Below are 17607 nucleotides of genomic sequence, written 5' to 3'. Positions count from 1 at the left end.
TGTCCGCCGCGGTGTCCGTGCGGTGCGCCCGAGCGCCGGTTACAGGATGGACATACCGTCGCATACTGGTGTTGTGCCTGATCCTGCGCCCGACCCCGCGCCGCCTCCGCCCGGCGGGATCCTGTGGGACATCGCCGGTGAGTACCGCACGCTCCTCGCGCTGCCCGCCGCCATGTGCCTGCAGGTGGCGCATCCGGCGGTCGGGGCGGGCGTCGACGAGCACTCGGTGTTCCGCACGGATCCGTGGGGCCGGGGCGAGCGCTCGATCAGGTCCCTGCAGCTCTGGGTGTACGGGGGCGAGGCCGCCGCCGAGGAGGGGCGCAGGCTGCGCGCCCTGCACCGGGACATCCGGGGCACCGACACCCGCGGGCGCCGCTATCACGCGCTCACGCCCGCGAACTACGCGTGGGTGCACGCCACCGGTTTCCCCGTCTACCGGCACGCCCGGGCCTATGTGGGGCGGCCGTTCACGCCCGCGCAGGAGCGGCAGCTGTACGCGGAGTGGCTCCAGGTGGGCCGCGTGCTCGGGCTCCGCGACCGGGACATGCCGCAGTCCGTGGAGGAGTTCTGGCCGTACTACCGGCGGATGCTGGCCGAGGAGCTGGAGGAGACGGAGGTCGTACGTGACCTCGTCGCCGTCGACCGGTGGGTGCCGCCGCCCGACCGCGGGCCGCGGGCCCTCCGGGTCGTCCTGCGGCTGCTGTGGCCCGTGCTGCTGCCCGGCCTCGCCCGGTTCCGGCGGTTCCTCACCGTGGGGCTGATGCCGGCCGACGCCCGGGCCGCCATCGGCCTCGCGTGGACGCCCGCGCAGGAGCGCCGTCTCCGCCGCTTCGGCCGCGTGGTCCGCTGGGTGGCCCCACGCCTCCCCGAACGCCTCCGCTACGCCCCGCTGGCCTACCGGGCGCGGCGGCCCCACCGGGCGCAGCGGTCCCGGCGGTCCCACCCACCCGCCTGAACGGGTGGGTGGGGGAACGCGTCAGTGGCCGTCGTGCCCGTCGTGGCCGTCGGCCCGCTTGCTCGCGGGTCCGGCCCCGTGCTCGTGGTCGTGCACCGAGTTCGTCGCCGCGATCTTCTTCCAGGACTTCGGCTTCGCCGGTGCGTCCGCGCCCGCGGACCGGGCGACCCCGGCGTCCCGCGCGGCGGGGGTGCCCGGCTTGCCGGTCTGGTAGAGCCAGGTGTCGAAGAGGGCGGAGAGCGGCTTGCCGCTGACCTTCTCGGCGTAGCTCACGAAGTCCCGCACCGTGGCGTTGCCGTACGCGCGCTCCTTCGGCCAGCCCTTCAGGATCCGGAAGAACGCCTTGTCGCCGATCTCGTTGCGCAGCGCCTGCAGGGCCAGCGCCCCGCGGTCGTACACGGCGAGGTGGAACTGGTTGTCAGGACCCGGGTCACCGGGCTTGACCTGCCAGAAGGCGGAGTCCGCCGGGTTCTTCGCGTACACGTAGTCGGCGAGCTCCTGCGCCGTGCCCTCGCCCTCCTTCTCGGACCACAGCCACTGGCTGTACCGGGCGAAGCCCTCGTTGACCCAGATGTCCTTCCAGCCGTCCACGGAGACGCTGTCGCCGTACCACTGGTGGGCCAGTTCGTGCACGACGATGGAGACGTTCGAGCCGTTGGCGAAGGCCTTCGGGCCGTAGAAGGGCCGGGTCTGGGTCTCCAGGGCGTAGCTGGCGGGGACGTTCGGGACGTATCCGCCGAGCGCGTTGAAGGGGTAGGTGCCGAAGACCGACTCCAGCCACTCGGCGACCTCGGTGGTCCGCTCGATGCTGGCGCGTGCGGCGCCCGCGTTGTCGCCGAGGTCCTTGCTGTAGGCGTTGAGGACGGGCAGCCCGTTCTCGGTCTTGTCCGTCGTGATGTCGAACCTGCCGACGGCGAGCGTCGCGAGATACGTGGCCTGCGGCTTGTTGGAGCGCCAGTTGAAGCGCGTCCAGCCGAGCCTGGACGACTGCGACTGGAGCACGCCGTTGGAGATGGCCTGGGTGCCGTCGGGCACGGACACCGACACGTCGTACGTCGCCTTGTCGCGCGGGTGGTCGTTGCCCGGGAACCACCAGGCCGACGACTCCGGCTCCTGGGCCGCCACTCCGCCGTCGGGGGTGCGTTGCCACGCGGTGAAGCCGTGGATCTTCACCTCGGACGGCTTGCCCGCGTACCGCACGACGACGGACAGCGAACTGCCCTTGGGCAGGCCCGCCTTCGGCGTGACCTCCAGCTCCTGCTCGCCGGTCCTGGCGAACGCCGCCTTCTTGCCGTTCACGCGGACCTCGCTGACCTTCAGGCCGAAGTCGAGGTTGAAGCGCGACAGGTCCTGCGTCGCGGTGGCCTGTATGGTCGCCGTGCCCTCCAACAGGTCCGTCTTCGGCTGGTACTTCAGGCGCAGGTCGTAGTGCGAGACGTCGTAGCCGCCGTTGCCGGCGTCCGGGTAGTAGGGGTCGCCGGCGCCGGGCGCCCCGGGCGAGAAGTCCGCGGCTGATGCCGGGATCGCCAGCAGGACGAGCGAAGCCGCGAGCGCGCCCGGGGCGAAGAGTCTGCGGTGCACGGGATTCTCCAAGTCATCAAGTCGACGAGCAGTGCGGGGGGTTGAATCTCACGCTGCGGTCGACCCTATTGAGTACCGCCGTCCCTGGCCATGTCCATGGCCGCATATGTCACACGATCGCCATTCGGCCGACATGTGCGAACACGCCCCACGGACCTTTCGGTTACTGCTACGGCCCTCTTTCCGGCGGCTGTTGACGCGTGTACCTTCCGCGCCATGCCGATTCGCGCGCGACGCACGCGCCTGACGACCACGACGTGGAGAACGCTCCTGGTGGCGGCCCTGGCCGCCCTGCTGGCCACGCTCCTGTCCCCGGGCGGCGCCGCGCACTCCGCGCCCCGCGCCCCGGCGGCCCAAGGGACGGCGGACCGGGCCGGGGAGAGCAGACCCGTCTACTCCTACGCGGACGCGATACGCGAGTCCGTGTGGGTCGACATCCGGCTCGACGGCGACGCGGACGGCACCCCCGACCGCGTCGCCGTCGACATAGTCCGCCCCCGCGAACCCGCACAGCAGGGCCGGAAGATCCCCGTGATCATGGACGCCAGCCCGTACTACGCCTGCTGCGGGCGCGGCAACGAGAGCCAGAAGAAGACGTACGACGCGAGCGGTAACCCCGTGCAGTTCCCGCTCTATTACGACAACTACTTCGTGCCCCGCGGCTACGCCTTCGTCGCCGTGGACCTCGCGGGCACCAGCCGGTCCGCCGGGTGCGTCGACGTCGGCGGGCGGTCCGACGTCAAGTCCGCCAAGGCCGTCGTCGACTGGCTGAACGGGCGCGCCCGTGGCTACACCTCGCGCACCGGCCACCAGCGTGCCGACGCCGACTGGACCAACGGCCGCACCGGCGTGATCGGCAAGAGCTACGACGGCACCATCGCCAACGGCGTCGCCGCGACGGGCGTCGAGGGCCTGGAGACGATCGTGCCGATCGGCGCCATCTCGTCCTGGTACGACTACTACTTCGCCAAGGGCGCCCCGCTGTTCAACAGCGGCCCCGACGGCCTCTCCAACGCCGTGGAGAGCCCCGAGGCCCGCGCCCGCTGCGGCCACGTACAGCAGCGCCTGATCGACGGGGCGCCCCGCAGCGGCGACTGGACCCCGCTGTGGACCGAGCGCGACCACGTCCCCGACGCCCGCAAGGTGAAGGCGAGCGTCTTCGTGGTGCACGGCATGCAGGACCTGAACGTGCGCGCCAAGCACTTCGGGCAGTGGTGGGACGCGCTCGCCGACGCGGGCGTGCAGCGGAAGATCTGGCTGAGCCAGGCCGGACACGTCGACCCCTTCGACTTCCGGCGCGCCGACTGGGTGCGCACCCTGCACCGCTGGTTCGACCACGAACTCCTCGGATATCGCAACGGCATCGACCGCGAACCGATGGCCGACATCGAGCGCGCCCCCGACCGGTGGAGCACCGACCGCACCTGGCCGCCCCGCGGCACCCGCACCACGGCGCTGCACCCCGCCAAGGGCAGCGCGCCCGGCGTCGGCACCCTCGGCCCGCGCCCCGGCAAGGGCACCGAGACGTTCACCGACGACCGGCGGCTCGGCGAGACCGACTGGGCCGCGGCCATCGACACGTCCACGCCCGCCAAGGCCGGGTTCACCACCAAGCCGCTCGCCCGCGACCTGCGGGTCTCCGGCTCCTCGCGGGTGACCGTCACGGTGACGCCCACGACCCGCACGGCCCACCTGAGCGCCGTCCTCGTCGACCTCGGGCCCGACACCATCCGCGACTACACCCACGACGACGAGGGCATCAACACGCTCCCCGAGCGCTCCTGCTGGGGCGCGAGCACGTCCGGCGACAGCTCCTGCTTCAAGAACACCGAGGCCAGGACCGCCAGCGTCGACTACACCATCTTCAGCCGCGGCTGGGCCGACCTCGGCAACCACGCCTCCGACCACCACGGGCGGCCGCTGACCCCCGGCAAGCCCTACACCATCACCCTCGACCTCGCCGCGAGCGACCACGTCGTACCGAAGGGCCACCGGCTCGCGCTGATCGTCGGCGGCACCGACCGGATCCTCATCCGGCCCCCGGCCGACACCCCGAGCCTCACCGTCGACCTCGCCCGCACCGTCGCGCGGGTCCCGCTCGTCGGCGGCGCCAAGGCCCTCACCACCACCCCGCGTTCCACCGCACCGCGCGAGTCCCGGCTCGACGGTGTCGCACCGCCGCGTCCGATCGACCCCGTTCCTGGAGGCCGCACTTCATGACACCCCGAATACGCGCCCTGGCCCTGGCCGGCGCCTGTGCCGTCCTCGCCGCGCCCCTGCTCACGGCACCCGCACAGGCGTCACCGGCTCCACCGCGCACCGGCTTCGAGGAGAGCAACGGGGCGCGCTGGACCAGCGGGCCCGAGGAACAGCGGCTCCTGAAGACCGTCGACAAGGCCACCGACCGGGTGTCCGTGTCCCGCATCGGCACGACCGGACAGGACCGGCCCGTACAGCTCGTACGGATCGGGGAGCGCCGCACCGCCAGCACGGTGCTGCTCGTGTGCAGCCAGCACGGTGACGAGCCGTCGGGCCGCGAGGCCTGCCTGACCACCGTCCGCGACCTGGCGTACGCCAAGGACAAGGAGACCAGGCGGTTCCTGTCCCGCACCACGCTCCTCGTCGTGCCCACCGCCAACCCCGACGGGCGCGCCGCGAACACCCGCGGCAACTCCGACGGCGTCGACATCAACCGCGACCACATCGCCCTCAAGACCGCCGAGGGCCGCGCGCTGGCCGCCGTCATCCGCGACCGCAAACCCGACGCCATCTACGACCTGCACGAGTACGGCGCCACACCCAAGTACTACGACAAGGACCTGTTCGACCTCTGGCCGCGCAACCTGAACACCCACGGCGCGGTGCACGAGGAGGCCAAGTCGCTCTCGCGCGACTACGTCCGGCCCGCCGCCGAGGCCGACGGCTACACCACGGGCACGTACGGCATCTGGACCGACCCCGTCACCGGCGAGCCCGTCAAACAGGTCGCGGGCGACGGACAGGAACGCATCCTGCGCAACGCCTCCGGCCTCAAGCACGCCGCCGGGCTGCTGATAGAGAGCCGCGTCGATCCCCTCACCGACGCCGAGAAGAACGACGAGGCCCTGAACAACCGGCGCCGCGTGCACTCCCAACTCTCCGCGCTCGACGGCCTGTTCTCGTACGCCGACGAGCACCGGTGGCGGCTGGAGGCGGCGAGCACCGCGTCCCGTCTCGCCGGGCTGCGCGACCGCGGACCCGTCTACCTGGGCGGCGCCGACAACGACCCCGCCGAACCCGGCGAAATCATCCAGGACCCGGCCTGCGGCTACCGGCTGACACCTCAACAGTTCGCTGACGTCAAGGATGAACTCGGCCTCCACGGCGTTACCGTGAAGCGGGACGACGGGGGAGTGCTCGTGCCGTTGCGGCAGCCCGCACGCGCGCTCGTACCGCTGCTCCTGGACGAACGCGCGCCCTATCACCTCGTCACGGGACAGCCCGACATCAACTGTTGAGACATCGGAGCGCACGTCACTTGTGGTAGGGGGTAGCGGAGAAACACCACGTCGATCAAACACTCCGCGAAAGGTGCACTTGTGACCCAGGAATCCCAGAAATCGGACTCCGGAGGAGGCCCGCCGCTCTCGGTGGGCCCCTCTGCCGGCCGGGGCGCTCAGACGGACCGGGTGGTGTTCGGCGTCACCGCCGTGCTCACCCTGGCCTTCGTGGTCTGGGGCGCCACCGCCACGGACAGCCTCGAAGACATCTCGTCGGACATGCTCGACGGCCTGATCCACAACGGTGGTTGGGCCTTCATGCTGGCGGCGTCCGGCTTCGTGGTCTTCGCTCTGTGGCTCGCGGTCAGCAGGTACGGCAAGATCACGCTCGGCAAGGAGGGGGAGGAGCCCGAGTTCCGCACCGTGTCCTGGGTCGCGATGATGTTCAGCGCGGGCATGGGCATCGGCCTGATGTTCTACGGGGTGTACGAGCCGATCTCGCACTACACCGCGCCGCCGCCCGGCACCGATCCCGCGGACAGCGCCGCCGCCATGGAGACCTCCATGGCGACGACGCTCTTCCACTGGACGCTGCACCCCTGGGCGATCTACGCGGTCGTGGGCCTCGCCATCGCCTACAGCACGTTCCGGCGCAACCGGCGGCAGACCATCAGCTCCGTATTCGTGCCGCTCATCGGCGAGAAGCGCGCCCACGGCGCGTGGGGCAGGGTCATCGACATCATCGCGATCTTCGCCACGCTCTTCGGCTCCGCCGCCTCGCTGGGCCTCGGAGCGCTGCAGATCGGCAGCGGTTTCGAGGAGCTCGACTGGCTGGACAAGGCGAGCACGGGGCTGCTCGTCCTCATCATCGCCGTGCTGACCGTGGCGTTCGTGGCCTCCGCGGTCTCCGGTGTGGAGAAGGGCATCCAGTGGCTGTCGAACATCAACATGGTGCTCGCGCTGCTGCTGGTCGTGTTCGTGTTCATCGCGGGCCCGACCGTCATCATCCTCGACCTGATGCCCACCTCGGTCGGCGCGTACCTCGACGACCTGCCGCAGCTCATCGGGCGTACGGATGCCTCCAGCGGTAAGGGCGTCGCGGACTGGCTGAGCGGCTGGACGGTCTTCTACTGGGCCTGGTGGATCTCCTGGACGCCGTTCGTCGGCATGTTCATCGCCCGCATCAGCCGCGGGCGCACGATCCGGCAGTTCGTCGGCGGCGTGATCCTGGTGCCGAGCTCGGTCAGCCTGATCTGGTTCGCCGTCTTCGGCGGCAGCGCGATGAAGATCAAGGAGGGCGGCGGCCTCAAGGGCGACACCACCCAGGAGGCGCAGCTGTTCGGCCTGCTGCACGAGTACCCGATCGCGACGGCCACCAGCCTGCTCGTGATGATCCTCGTCGGCATCTTCTTCGTGTCCGGCGCGGACGCCGCGTCGATCGTCATGGGCTCGCTCTCCCAGAAGGGCACGCTCGAACCCGGACGCCTCGTCGTGATCTTCTGGGGCTGTGTCACGGGAGCCGTCGCCGCGATCATGCTGCTCATCGGCGAGGGGAAGGCCAACGCCCTCACGGGCTTGCAGAATCTGACGATTCTCGTGGCCGCGCCCTTCACCCTCGTGATGATCGGGATGTGTGTGTCGCTGATGCGGGACCTGCGCCACGACCCGCTGATCGTGCGCGGCGAACACGGCACGGAGGCCGTGGAGAAGGCCGTCATCGCCGGTCACGAACAGTACGGCGTCGGCGAGTTCGAGCTCCAGATCGGCCCGGCCGAGAGCGACGACCCGGGCACGGAGACGGACACGGACGCCGAGCCGCGCCCCGACCCGGCCCGCTGAAGTCCGGTACCGGCCACGGCTCCCGCGCCGTGACCGGTACCGTGCTCCGGCCGTCCCGCACGCGTGCGCGTCAGGCGGCGGCGGGCTCCTCCACGAGCCGCGCCGCCGCCCGCGCGCAGCCCCACGCCACGGTCACCCCGGCCCCGCCGTGACCGTAGTTGTGCACCAGCGTCCGGCCGCCGTCCCGCAGTTCGCGTTCCAGGCGCACCGCCGGGCGGGCGGGCCGCAGCCCCACCCGGTGCCCGAGGACCCGCGCCGCCCCGATCTCCGGACGCACCCGCGCGCACCGCTCGACGATCTCCGCCGCCACCGCCGGATCCGGCTCCAGGGACCAGTCGCCGTCGTCGGCCGTGCCGCCGAGGACGAGCCGCCCGGGCTGCGGCAGGAAGTACGTCGTCGCCGTCGACGCGGGGTCCGCGGCCGTGAACCACGTACGGATCCCCGGGTTCTCCACGAGCACGAGCTGCCCCCGCACGGGACGCACCGTGTCGTCCGGCACGAGATCCCGGGCGCCGAGGCCCGCGCAGTTCACGACGCCCGCCGCCTCGTTGAGCGCCTCGTCCAAGCTCCGCGCCGTCCGCTGCTCGACCGCCCCGCCCGCCGCGAGCAGCCGCTCCCGCAGCCACGCCAGATGCGCCGGCATGTCGAGCAGCGGCAGCCGCGCCCACAGCCCGGCCCCCGCGTACTCGGCGCCGGTCGCCGCGCGCAGCCCCGGCACCCGCGCCGCCCAGGGCCCGAGCCCGTCCAGCTCGGTCTCGGCGTGTACGCCCTCGACCATGCGTACGCCCGTGTGCTCGGGGTCCTTCGCCAACTCCGCGTACACCGCGAGGGACTCCAGCGACCACTCGCCCACCAGCGCCTCGGGCTCGATGCGGTACGGCCACCACAGGCCGCCCGCAACAGCCGAGGTCGTGCGCCCGGCAGGGTCCCGCGTCCAGACGCGGACGCGGCGGCCGCGCTCCGCGAGCACCACGGCGGTGGTGAGCCCGATGACCCCACCGCCCACGACGATCACATCAGTCCGTTCGTTCCCACCCATCCCGGAAACGTAGCGGAATACGTCATGCCGTGCGCAGAGCCCCTACCAGGTGGGGATACTCGGGGCATGTCTGCCGAGTACGCGACCTTCGGCCTGGCCCCGGCGATGCGCGCCGGTGGAGTTCTCGCCAACGGTGACTACCAAGTGCACCGTGATTTCGTCGACTTCATCGTGAACGGCCGCCCGCTGCTGTTCCAGCTCGCCGACCTCGACGCCGTGTCCCCGCTCGCGTCCGACATCCCGCCCGCGATCTTCACGACGCATGTGCGCAGGCTCCTGCTGGAGGCCGAGGCCCCGCTGCACGACGGGCGGTACGTGATCTACGGCTGTCCCGAGTGCGAGGGCCTGGAGTGCGGGGCCGTCACGGCCGTCATCGACCGCGCGGGCCCGCACGGCGAGGACTATGTGTGGCGGGACTTCGCCTGGCAGACCGCCGAACACGCCGACCTGGAGCTGAACGGCTACCACGGCATAGGGCCGTTCCGCTTCCGCGGCGGCGAGTACCGCGTGGCGCTGGGGCGGTTACTGAACGGGGCCGAGCCGGTGCCGGAGCGGCGGCGGGTGCTGCTCATCGGGGCGCGGGTGGCGCTGCTCGCCAGGCTCGCGGCGGCGCTGCGGACGATCGGCATCGGGGCGGAGATCGCGGCGGACGCGGCCGGGGTGCCCCCGGAGGAACTGCGGACGTACGGGGCCGTGGCGTTCGGGCAGGCCGTGCCGGAGCGCACGCGGGACGGGGTGCGGGCCGCCTTCGAGGAGGCGGGGGTCGAGGTGGCGTACGTCGACGGCCTCGCGCCCATCGTTCCGCTGCTCGTCGCGCAGATCGAGTACGCCCTCGACCGCAGTCCGGTGGCGCAGCGGCGGCTGACGCGGCTCGTGGTGGCCGGTGACGCGGTGGTCGCCGAGGTCACCTCGTCGTGCCGGGTGCGGCTCACCGCCTACCGCGTCGACCGGCTCCTGCGCACCCGCGTCCACGAAGTCCTCGACGAGGTCCTCGAACCCGGCGAGCACCGGTTCACCCTGCCGGGCAAGGCCCGCTTCGTCGTGGCGCGGACGCCGGACAGCGTGCTGGTCTCGCCGGCGGCGCGCTGAGGCGGCGCTCTGACGCGGCACGCTGACGTGCCGCCCTGACGCGTCGCCCCGACCCGGCCGGTCCGCGCCCGCCGTGCCGGGCATTAGGCTCGAGGGCCTGATGAACGCCACTCTTGTCGCGAAGCACCTCGCCGCCGGCCACGGCGACCGCACCCTCTTCGAGGGCCTGGACCTCGTCGTCGCCCCCGGCGACGTCATCGGCCTCGTGGGCGCCAACGGCGCCGGAAAGTCCACCCTCCTGCGCCTCCTGGCGGGCCTGGACACCCCGGAGGCCGGCGGGCTCAGCCTGTCGCCCCCGTCGGCGTCGGTCGGCCACCTGCCCCAGGAGCCCGAGCGCCGCCCGGACGAGACGATCCAGGCCTTCCTGGCCCGCCGCACCGGCGTCGCCGCCGCGCAGACCGCCATGGACGAGGCGACCGAGCGCCTGGTCGCGGGCGCGCCCGGCGCCGACGACGCGTACGCCCACAGCCTGGAGCGCTGGCTCGCCCTCGGCGGCGCCGACCTGGACGAACGCGCCGAGGAAGTCGCCGAGTCGCTCGGCCTCGGGGTGCGCCTCGACCACCCGATGACGGCGCTCTCCGGCGGCCAGGCGGCCCGCGCGGGCCTCGCCTCGCTGCTGCTGTCCCGCTACGACGTGTTCCTGCTCGACGAGCCCACCAACGACCTGGACCTGGCGGGCCTGGAGCGCCTGGAGGCCTTCGTCCGCGGCCTGCGCGCGGGCACCGTCGTGGTGAGCCACGACCGCGAGTTCCTGGCCCGCACGGTCACCAAGGTCCTCGAACTCGACCTGGCCCAGCAGCAGATCAACCTCTTCGGCGGTGGGTACGAGGCGTATCTGGAGGAGCGCGAGGTCGCCCGCAGGCACGCCCGCGACGACTACGAGGAGTACGCCGACAAGCGGGCCGCGCTCCAGGACCGCGCCCAGATGCAGCGCTCCTGGATGGACAAGGGCGTGAAGAACGCCCGCCGCAAGGCCACCGACAGCGACAAGCTCGGCCGCAAGTTCCGCAGCGAGGCCAGCGAGAAGCAGGCCGCGAAGGCGCGCCAGACCCAGCGGATGATCGAGCGCCTCGACGTCGTCGAGGAGCCGCGCAAGGAGTGGCAGCTGCGGATGGAGATCGCCGCGGCGCCCCGCTCCGGCAGCGTCGTCGCCACCCTGCGCGACGCCGTCGTGCGCCGCGGGGCGTTCGCGCTCGGCCCCGTCGGCCTGCAGATCGACTGGGCCGACCGCGTCGCCATCACCGGCGCCAACGGCTCCGGCAAGTCGACCCTGCTGGCCGCCCTGCTCGGCCGCGTCCCCGTGGACGAGGGGCACGCGGCGCTCGGCTCGGGCGTCGTCGTGGGCGAGGTCGACCAGGCCCGTGCCCTGTTCCACGGCGCGGAGTCGCTGCTCGACGCGTTCCGCGCGGCCGTGCCGGACACCGACCCGGCGGAAGTCCGCACGCTCCTCGCCAAGTTCGGCCTGAAGGCCGAGCACGTGCTGCGGCCCGCGGTGACCCTGTCCCCGGGGGAGCGCACCCGCGCCGCCCTCGCCCTGCTCCAGGGCCGGGGCGTGAACCTGCTGGTCCTCGACGAGCCGACGAACCACCTCGACCTGCCCGCCATCGAGCAGCTCGAATCGGCCCTGGACTCCTACCCCGGCACGCTGCTCCTGGTCACCCACGACCGCCGCATGCTCGACGCCGTGCGCGTCACCCGCCGCCTGGAGGTGAAGGAGGGCAAGGTGACGGAACCGTCACCCTGACCTCCGCCGTCACGCGGCACTCCGCTGTGGTGTCGGAAGCGCCCCCTGCAGTGCCGGTATGCCTACGGTGCGGAAGCGCCCTGAAGGGGCGCGGGGCTGTGCCGATATGCGGCTCCGCCGCGTGGGCGCGACCAGCCCCGACGAGCCCGCAGACGCAAGGCGACATGGCGAGGCAAAACCGGTGGAGCGCTCAGCGCCGCTTAGGGTCGACCAGACCCGCCCGGCGCAGAGCCTCCGCCATCGCGTCGTTCGCAGGCGGCGGCCCCTGCCGCTGCTGCCGCTGAGGGCGTCCGCCCTGCCCCCGGCCTTGGCCGCCGCGCCCCTGGCCCTGACCCTGGCCGGAGGCCCCACGCTGCTGAGGCGGGCGCCCACCACGCTGCTGGCGCCCACCGCCCCCACCGCCCGAGGCGGCGTCCGGCGCCGCCCCGTCGTCGAGCCTGAGCGTCAGCGAGATCCGCTTGCGCGGCACGTCCACGTCGAGGACCTTCACCTTGACGATGTCGCCCGGCTTCACCACGTCGCGCGGGTCCTTGACGAAGGTCTTGGACATCGCCGACACGTGCACGAGCCCGTCCTGGTGGACGCCGACGTCCACGAACGCGCCGAACGCGGCGACGTTCGTGACGACGCCTTCGAGGACCATTCCGGAGGTGAGGTCGGAGATCTTCTCGACGCCGTCCATGAAGGTCGCCGTCTTGAAGGCCGGACGCGGGTCGCGCCCGGGCTTCTCCAGTTCCTTGAGGATGTCCGTGACGGTCGGCAGACCGAACACGTCGTCCACGAAGTCGGCGGGCTTCAGGGAGCGCAGCGTGGCCGTGTCGCCGACCAGCGCGCCGACGTCACCGCCCGCCGTGCCCGCCATCCGCCGCACCACGGGATACGCCTCGGGGTGCACGCTGGAGGCGTCCAGCGGGTCGTCGCCGCGGATGCGCAGGAAGCCCGCGCACTGTTCGTACGCCTTGGGGCCGAGCCGGGGCACGTCCTTGAGGCCCTTGCGGTTCTTGAACGGGCCGTTCGCGTCGCGGTGCGCCACGATGTTCTCGGCGAGGCCGGAGCCGATGCCGGACACCCGGGCGAGCAGCGGGGCGGACGCCGTGTTCACGTCCACGCCGACGCCGTTCACACAGTCCTCGACGACCGCGTCGAGGGAGCGGGACAGCTTCACTTCCGACAGGTCGTGCTGGTACTGACCCACGCCGATGGACTTCGGGTCGATCTTCACCAGCTCGGCGAGCGGGTCCTGGAGGCGCCGGGCGATGGACACGGCGCCGCGCAGCGACACGTCGAGCTCCGGCAGCTCCTGCGAGGCGAACGCCGACGCCGAATACACCGAGGCGCCGGCCTCGGAGACCATCACCTTGGTGAGCTTCAACTCCGGGTGCTTGGTGATGAGTTCACCGGCGAGCTTGTCGGTCTCGCGGGAGGCGGTGCCGTTGCCGATCGCGATCAGGTCGACGTCGTGCTCCTTGGCGAGCCTCGCGAGGGTGGCCAGGGCCTTGTCCCACTTGTTCGCCGGGACGTGCGGGTGGATGGTGTCCGTCGCCACGACCTTGCCGGTGGCGTCCACGACGGCGACCTTCACGCCCGTACGGAAACCGGGGTCGAGGCCCAGCGTCGCGCGCGTGCCCGCCGGGGCGGCGAGCAGCAGGTCGCGCAGGTTCGCCGCGAACACCCGCACCGCCTCGTCCTCCGCGGCCGTGCGCAGCCGCAGCCGCAGGTCGATGCCGAGGTGCACCAGGATCCGGGTCCGCCAGGCCCAGCGGACCGTGTCGGCAAGCCACTTGTCGGCGGGCCGCCCGCGGTCGGCGACCCCGAAGCGCTGGGCGATCGAGGCCTCGTACGAAGACGGGACGGCCGGCGCGGACGGATCCGCCGGCGGCTCCTCCGGCTCCAGGACCAGGTCGAGCACGTCCTCCTTCTCGCCGCGCAGCATGGCGAGGACGCGGTGCGAGGGCAGCTCCGTGAACGGCTCGGCGAAGTCGAAGTAGTCGGCGAACTTGGCGCCCGCCTCCTCCTTGCCCTCGCGCACCTTCGCGGCGAGGCGCCCGCGCACCCACATGCGCTCGCGCAGCTCGCCGATGAGGTCGGCGTCCTCGGAGAACCGCTCGGTGAGAATGGCGCGGGCGCCGTCCAGGGCGGCCTGCGGGTCGGCCACGCCCTTGTCGGCGTCGACGAACGCGGCAGCGGCCGCCAGCGGCGCCACCGTCGGGTCCGCGAGCAGTCCTTCCGCCAGCGGTTCGAGACCGGCCTCGCGGGCGATCTGCGCCTTGGTGCGCCGCTTGGGCTTGAACGGCAGGTAAATGTCTTCGAGGCGGGCCTTCGTGTCGGCCTCGCGGATGCGGGCCTCCAGCTCGTCGGTGAGCTTGCCCTGCTCGCGCACGGAGTCGAGGATCGCGCTCCGCCGCTCTTCGAGCTCGCGCAGATAGCGCAGCCGCTCCTCGAGCGTGCGCAGCTGCGCGTCGTCGAGCATCTCGGTCGCTTCCTTGCGGTAGCGCGCGATGAAGGGCACCGTCGATCCGCCGTCGAGCAGGTCCACGGCAGCCTTCACCTGCCGCTCCCGCACGCCGAGCTCCTCGGCGATCCTGCCTTCGATGGACGCTGGGGTGGTCGTCACGTTCCGGTACCGCCTTCTCACTGAGGTTGCCCGCCAATTGTGGCAGGTGGCACCGACAGTGAGGCGGTCGGACCGGCGGGTCGCGCGGTCAGACCCGGCGGGCCCGGCCCGTTCGGCGTCCGGAGCGTGAGGCTCCGCCGAAGAGCCGGGCCAGGATCCGGAACGGCAGGGTGACCACAGTGGCGATCGCCCCGGCGATCTGGCGCAGCACATCCGCAATCGCACGGAACACGAGGTTCTCCCTTCGTCCCCCCGGCCCATTTTACGGAGGAATGCCACTTTCCGGAGGAATGTTCTAGGCCGCGGGACGGGCGAGTACCCCGGGGGCCGGGGCACATGCTTCGGGAGACGCTCGGGCCCGAGCCACTCGGGCCCGAGAAGCTCAGGCCTTGCCGAGCAGGTCCCCGGGGAACGCGCCCGCCTGCACCAGCGCTCCGGCGAAGGCGCCGCCCAGCTCCGTCAGCCGTGCCACGCCGTCCGCGCCGAGGTGTTCGTACGGCGCCCGGTCGAGCCGGTCGGTCCGCTCCTCGATGCCCGCCCGCAGCGCGACGCCGGCTTCCGTCAACTCGCCCGCGCCGTCGATGAGTCCGCGCCCGCGCAGCCGCTCGACGGCCGCGTCCCAGTCCTCCTGGGTCCAGCCGCGGGTGTTCAGGTTCCACTTCGGCGTCATGCTCTTGCCTGTGGCGGTGTGGCTCACCAGCGCCTCCACGGCATCGAGTTCGGCGTCCAGGAGGGCGGCCAGGTGGCCGTCGCCCCGGTGCTCGCGCAGCAGCGTCGCCGCGTGCCAGTAGGCCAGGTGCGGCTCGTCGGGCACGGGCAGGGCGGCGTGCGCGGCGTACAGCGGGCGGCCGCTCGGCGAGCAGGCCTCCGCGGCCGTCAGGGCGAGCCGGGCCGCCTCCGCCATCTCCGGGGAGGCCAGGACGTCGTCCCCGAGGAGCCGCCGCAGGGTGGAGTCGACGGCACGCAGCCGGGCGGCCAGCACGTCCTCGGGGGACGCGGTGCGCCACACGTCGGGCACGAACCGGGTGACGACGTCCGGCTTGTAGTTGTAGAACGCGGCCGTCACCGTACCCGCGCCCACGGCCCCCATCGCCGCCGCCCTGATGGCGAAGTTGACGGCCTTCGGGTGCGTGATGCCGAGCGCGGCCAGCTCGCGGCCCGCGTCGGGGGAGAAATAGTGCGGGGTGTGGAAGGCGTTGAGCGCGCTGTGGCAGCGCCGTCCCGCGCGCGGGGGCAGCGGGGTCGCGGTCGGCGCGGAAGTCGTCGAAGAGGTCATGCCCACACGTTACCGACTGGTCGGTATGACGTGAAGAGCGGTCGCCGCACAGTACCCGCCCGCCCGGGGCGTGGCAGAAGAGCCGGGGCATGGCAGAAAAGGTGGGGTCCTCGTCATTGCAGCCACCCCGCCCTCACCCCAAGAATCAAGGCCATGGAGCAGCGAACCGTCCTGGTCGTCCTCTTCGACGGCGTCCAGAGCCTCGACGTCACGGGCCCTCTGGAGGTCTTCACGGGCGCGAGCCACTGTCACGGCCCCGAGGCCCCGTACCGGGTGCGCACCGCGTCCCTGGACGGCGCCCCCGTCCGGACGTCGAGCGGGCTCACTCTGGTCCCGGACACGTCGCTGACCGGGCTGACCGAGCTGACCGGGTCGACGGCGCCGACCGAGCCGCCTGGGCCGCCCAAGTCACCTGCGCCGACCGCGCCGACCGCGCCGACCGCGCCGACCGGAACCCCCGGATTCGCCGAGGGCGCCGCGCCGCACACGCTCCTCGTCCCCGGCGGCCCCGGCACCCGCGCCGCGGACGCCGATCTTGTCGCCTGGCTGCGGGCCCACGCGCCGTGCGCCCGGCGCCTGGTCTCCGTCTGCACCGGTGCGGTCCTGCTGGCCCGCGCGGGCCTGCTCGACGGCCGCCGCGCGACGACCCACTGGGCGTACTGCGACACCCTCGCCAGGAACCACCCGGAGATCGACGTGGACCCGGACCCCATCTACGTACGCGACGGCCATGTCGCGACCTCGGCGGGCGTGACCGCGGGCATCGATCTCGCGCTCGCGCTCGTCGAGGAGGACCTGGGCCGGGACACCGCGCTGACCGTGGCCCGCCACCTCGTGGTGTTCCTGCGCCGCCCGGGCAACCAGGCGCAGTTCAGCGCCCAGTTGTCGGCGCAGACCGCCCAGCGGGAGCCGCTGCGCGAGGTCCAGCAGTGGATCACCGAACACCCCGGCGGCGACCTCAGCGTGGACGCGCTGGCCGAGCGCGCCCGGCTCTCGCCCCGGCACTTCGCCCGCGCCTTCCAGGCGGAGACCGGCACGACGCCCGGCAAGTACGTCGAGCGCGTCCGCGTCGAGCACGCGCGTAGGCTCCTGGAGGACACCTCCGACGGCGTCGAGGAGATCTCGCGCGCCTGCGGCTACGGCACCCCGGAGGCCATGCGCCGCGCCTTCGTCAAGGCGCTCGGCACGGCACCGGCCGAGTACCGCCGCCGCTTCCACAGCCCACTCACCGCCCATCGGTGACCGCACACCCATCGCCCATCAGCGGCCGCACACCCACCGCACACCGTTGTCGGACCCGCCTCCCCAAGGAGCCCGCATGCAGATCGCCATCGCCCTGTACGAACGCTTCACCGCCCTGGACGCCATCGGCCCTTACCAGACGCTCGGCGGCATCCCGGACGCCGAGGTCGTCTTCGTCGCCGAGCGGACGGGACCCGTCCGTGACGACAGCGGCCGGCTCGCCCTCGTCGCCGACAAGACCTTCGACGAGGTGGCGCACCCGGACATCGTGGTGGTCCCCGGCGGCCCCGGGCAGAGCGACCAGATGGAGAACGAGGCGCTGCTCGGCTGGCTGCGCACCGCCGACGCCACCAGCACCTGGACGACGTCCGTGTGCACCGGCTCGCTGGCCCTCGCCGCCGCCGGACTCCTGAAGGGCCGCTCGGCGACCTCGCACTGGCTGGCCCTGGAGCAGCTGGACCGGCTCGGCGCGCACTCCGCGGGGCAGCGCGTGGTCTTCGACGGCAAGTACGTGACGGCGGCCGGGGTGTCCTCCGGCATCGACATGGGCCTCGCGCTCGTCGGCAGGATCGCGGGCGACGAGCGGGCCCAGGCCGTCCAGTTGATGATCGAGTACGACCCGCAGCCGCCCTACGACGCCGGATCGCCGGAGAAGGCGCCGGCCCACCTCGTGAGCATGTTCCGCGACCGCAGCCGGTTCAACGACGAGGAGCAGGAGGACACCGGGGCCGAGGCGTCGGCGTAGTCCC

General features: G+C 72.5%; 13 protein-coding genes. 8 read left to right on the top strand and 5 right to left on the bottom strand.

Annotated elements, in window-relative coordinates; all coding sequences use genetic code 11:
• Positions 1–46: 46 nt before the first annotated feature.
• On the top strand, positions 47–955 hold the full coding sequence (locus AC0KTA_RS05250; protein WP_481053921.1) for an oxygenase MpaB family protein: 909 nt from the start codon (positions 47–49) through the stop codon (positions 953–955).
• A 21-nt stretch (positions 956–976) separates the two neighbouring features.
• Here the strand turns inward: AC0KTA_RS05250 and AC0KTA_RS05245 are convergent, their stop codons facing one another.
• Complete coding sequence (locus AC0KTA_RS05245; protein WP_481053920.1) at positions 977–2536, bottom strand: M1 family metallopeptidase; 1560 nt, start codon at positions 2534–2536, stop codon at positions 977–979.
• A 216-nt stretch (positions 2537–2752) separates the two neighbouring features.
• On the opposite strand from AC0KTA_RS05245, the gene AC0KTA_RS05240 reads away from it, so the two are divergent.
• From AC0KTA_RS05240 to AC0KTA_RS05230, 3 genes are all read left to right on the top strand, one after another.
• Positions 2753–4756, top strand: a complete 2004-nt coding sequence (locus AC0KTA_RS05240; RefSeq protein ID WP_481053919.1) for a Xaa-Pro dipeptidyl-peptidase — start codon at positions 2753–2755, stop codon at positions 4754–4756.
• A complete protein-coding gene (locus tag AC0KTA_RS05235) occupies positions 4753–6033 on the top strand; it encodes a M14 family metallopeptidase (protein ID WP_481053918.1) in 1281 nt (426 codons plus the stop codon). Before AC0KTA_RS05240 ends, AC0KTA_RS05235 begins: the two co-directional genes overlap by 4 nt.
• Before the next feature lie 81 nt (positions 6034–6114).
• Complete coding sequence (locus tag AC0KTA_RS05230; RefSeq protein WP_481053917.1) at positions 6115–7854, top strand: BCCT family transporter; 1740 nt, start codon at positions 6115–6117, stop codon at positions 7852–7854.
• A 70-nt stretch (positions 7855–7924) separates the two neighbouring features.
• On the opposite strand, the gene AC0KTA_RS05225 is transcribed toward AC0KTA_RS05230, so the two are convergent.
• A complete protein-coding gene (locus AC0KTA_RS05225) occupies positions 7925–8893 on the bottom strand; it encodes an FAD-dependent oxidoreductase (protein ID WP_481053916.1) in 969 nt (322 codons plus the stop codon).
• Positions 8894–8959: 66 nt separating this feature from the next.
• Here AC0KTA_RS05225 and AC0KTA_RS05220 point away from each other — a divergent pair, with 66 nt between their 5' ends.
• Positions 8960–9982, top strand: a complete 1023-nt coding sequence (locus AC0KTA_RS05220; RefSeq protein ID WP_481053915.1) for an oxidoreductase — start codon at positions 8960–8962, stop codon at positions 9980–9982.
• 100 nt (positions 9983–10082) lie between these two features.
• Positions 10083–11726: an ABC-F family ATP-binding cassette domain-containing protein gene (locus AC0KTA_RS05215; RefSeq protein ID WP_481053914.1), complete on the top strand. Its 1644-nt coding sequence runs from the start codon at positions 10083–10085 to the stop codon at positions 11724–11726.
• Positions 11727–11916: 190 nt separating this feature from the next.
• On the opposite strand, the gene AC0KTA_RS05210 is transcribed toward AC0KTA_RS05215, so the two are convergent.
• The 3 genes from AC0KTA_RS05210 to AC0KTA_RS05200 form a co-directional block, all read right to left on the bottom strand.
• A complete protein-coding gene (locus AC0KTA_RS05210) occupies positions 11917–14340 on the bottom strand; it encodes a Tex family protein (RefSeq protein WP_481053913.1) in 2424 nt (807 codons plus the stop codon).
• Between the two features lie 88 nt (positions 14341–14428).
• Positions 14429–14572, bottom strand: a complete 144-nt coding sequence (locus tag AC0KTA_RS05205) for an LPFR motif small protein (RefSeq protein ID WP_481053912.1) — start codon at positions 14570–14572, stop codon at positions 14429–14431.
• Positions 14573–14722: 150 nt separating this feature from the next.
• Positions 14723–15616 carry an SCO6745 family protein gene (locus AC0KTA_RS05200; RefSeq protein ID WP_481053911.1) on the bottom strand — a complete coding sequence of 298 codons (894 nt, stop codon included), beginning with the start codon at positions 15614–15616 and terminating at the stop codon, positions 14723–14725.
• A gap of 153 nt (positions 15617–15769) precedes the next feature.
• Here AC0KTA_RS05200 and AC0KTA_RS05195 point away from each other — a divergent pair, with 153 nt between their 5' ends.
• Together AC0KTA_RS05195 and AC0KTA_RS05190 are read left to right on the top strand one after the other, a co-directional pair.
• Positions 15770–16858, top strand: coding sequence for a GlxA family transcriptional regulator (locus AC0KTA_RS05195; RefSeq protein WP_481053910.1), 1089 nt, complete (start codon positions 15770–15772; stop codon positions 16856–16858).
• Positions 16859–16934: 76 nt separating this feature from the next.
• Positions 16935–17603, top strand: a complete 669-nt coding sequence (locus tag AC0KTA_RS05190) for a DJ-1/PfpI family protein (protein ID WP_481053909.1) — start codon at positions 16935–16937, stop codon at positions 17601–17603.
• Positions 17604–17607: the final 4 nt, after the last annotated feature.

The sequence above is a fragment of the Streptomyces sp. Y309 genome, assembly GCF_056712025.1.
Note: the sequence above shows the minus strand (reverse complement) of the source record. Positions and strands in the feature narration are given on the sequence as shown.

Excerpts from the sequence above, each read along its gene's own strand:
- AC0KTA_RS05250 (WP_481053921.1), top strand. The coding sequence starts at position 47 with ATGGACATACCGTCGCATACTGGTGTTGTGCCTGATCCTGCGCCCGAC.
- AC0KTA_RS05240 (WP_481053919.1), top strand. The coding sequence starts at position 2,753 with ATGCCGATTCGCGCGCGACGCACGCGCCTGACGACCACGACGTGGAGA.
- AC0KTA_RS05235 (WP_481053918.1), top strand. The coding sequence starts at position 4,753 with ATGACACCCCGAATACGCGCCCTGGCCCTGGCCGGCGCCTGTGCCGTC.
- AC0KTA_RS05225 (WP_481053916.1), bottom strand. The coding sequence starts at position 8,893 with ATGGGTGGGAACGAACGGACTGATGTGATCGTCGTGGGCGGTGGGGTC.
- AC0KTA_RS05220 (WP_481053915.1), top strand. The coding sequence starts at position 8,960 with ATGTCTGCCGAGTACGCGACCTTCGGCCTGGCCCCGGCGATGCGCGCC.
- AC0KTA_RS05215 (WP_481053914.1), top strand. The coding sequence starts at position 10,083 with ATGAACGCCACTCTTGTCGCGAAGCACCTCGCCGCCGGCCACGGCGAC.
- AC0KTA_RS05200 (WP_481053911.1), bottom strand. The coding sequence starts at position 15,616 with ATGACCTCTTCGACGACTTCCGCGCCGACCGCGACCCCGCTGCCCCCG.
- AC0KTA_RS05195 (WP_481053910.1), top strand. The coding sequence starts at position 15,770 with ATGGAGCAGCGAACCGTCCTGGTCGTCCTCTTCGACGGCGTCCAGAGC.
- AC0KTA_RS05190 (WP_481053909.1), top strand. The coding sequence starts at position 16,935 with ATGCAGATCGCCATCGCCCTGTACGAACGCTTCACCGCCCTGGACGCC.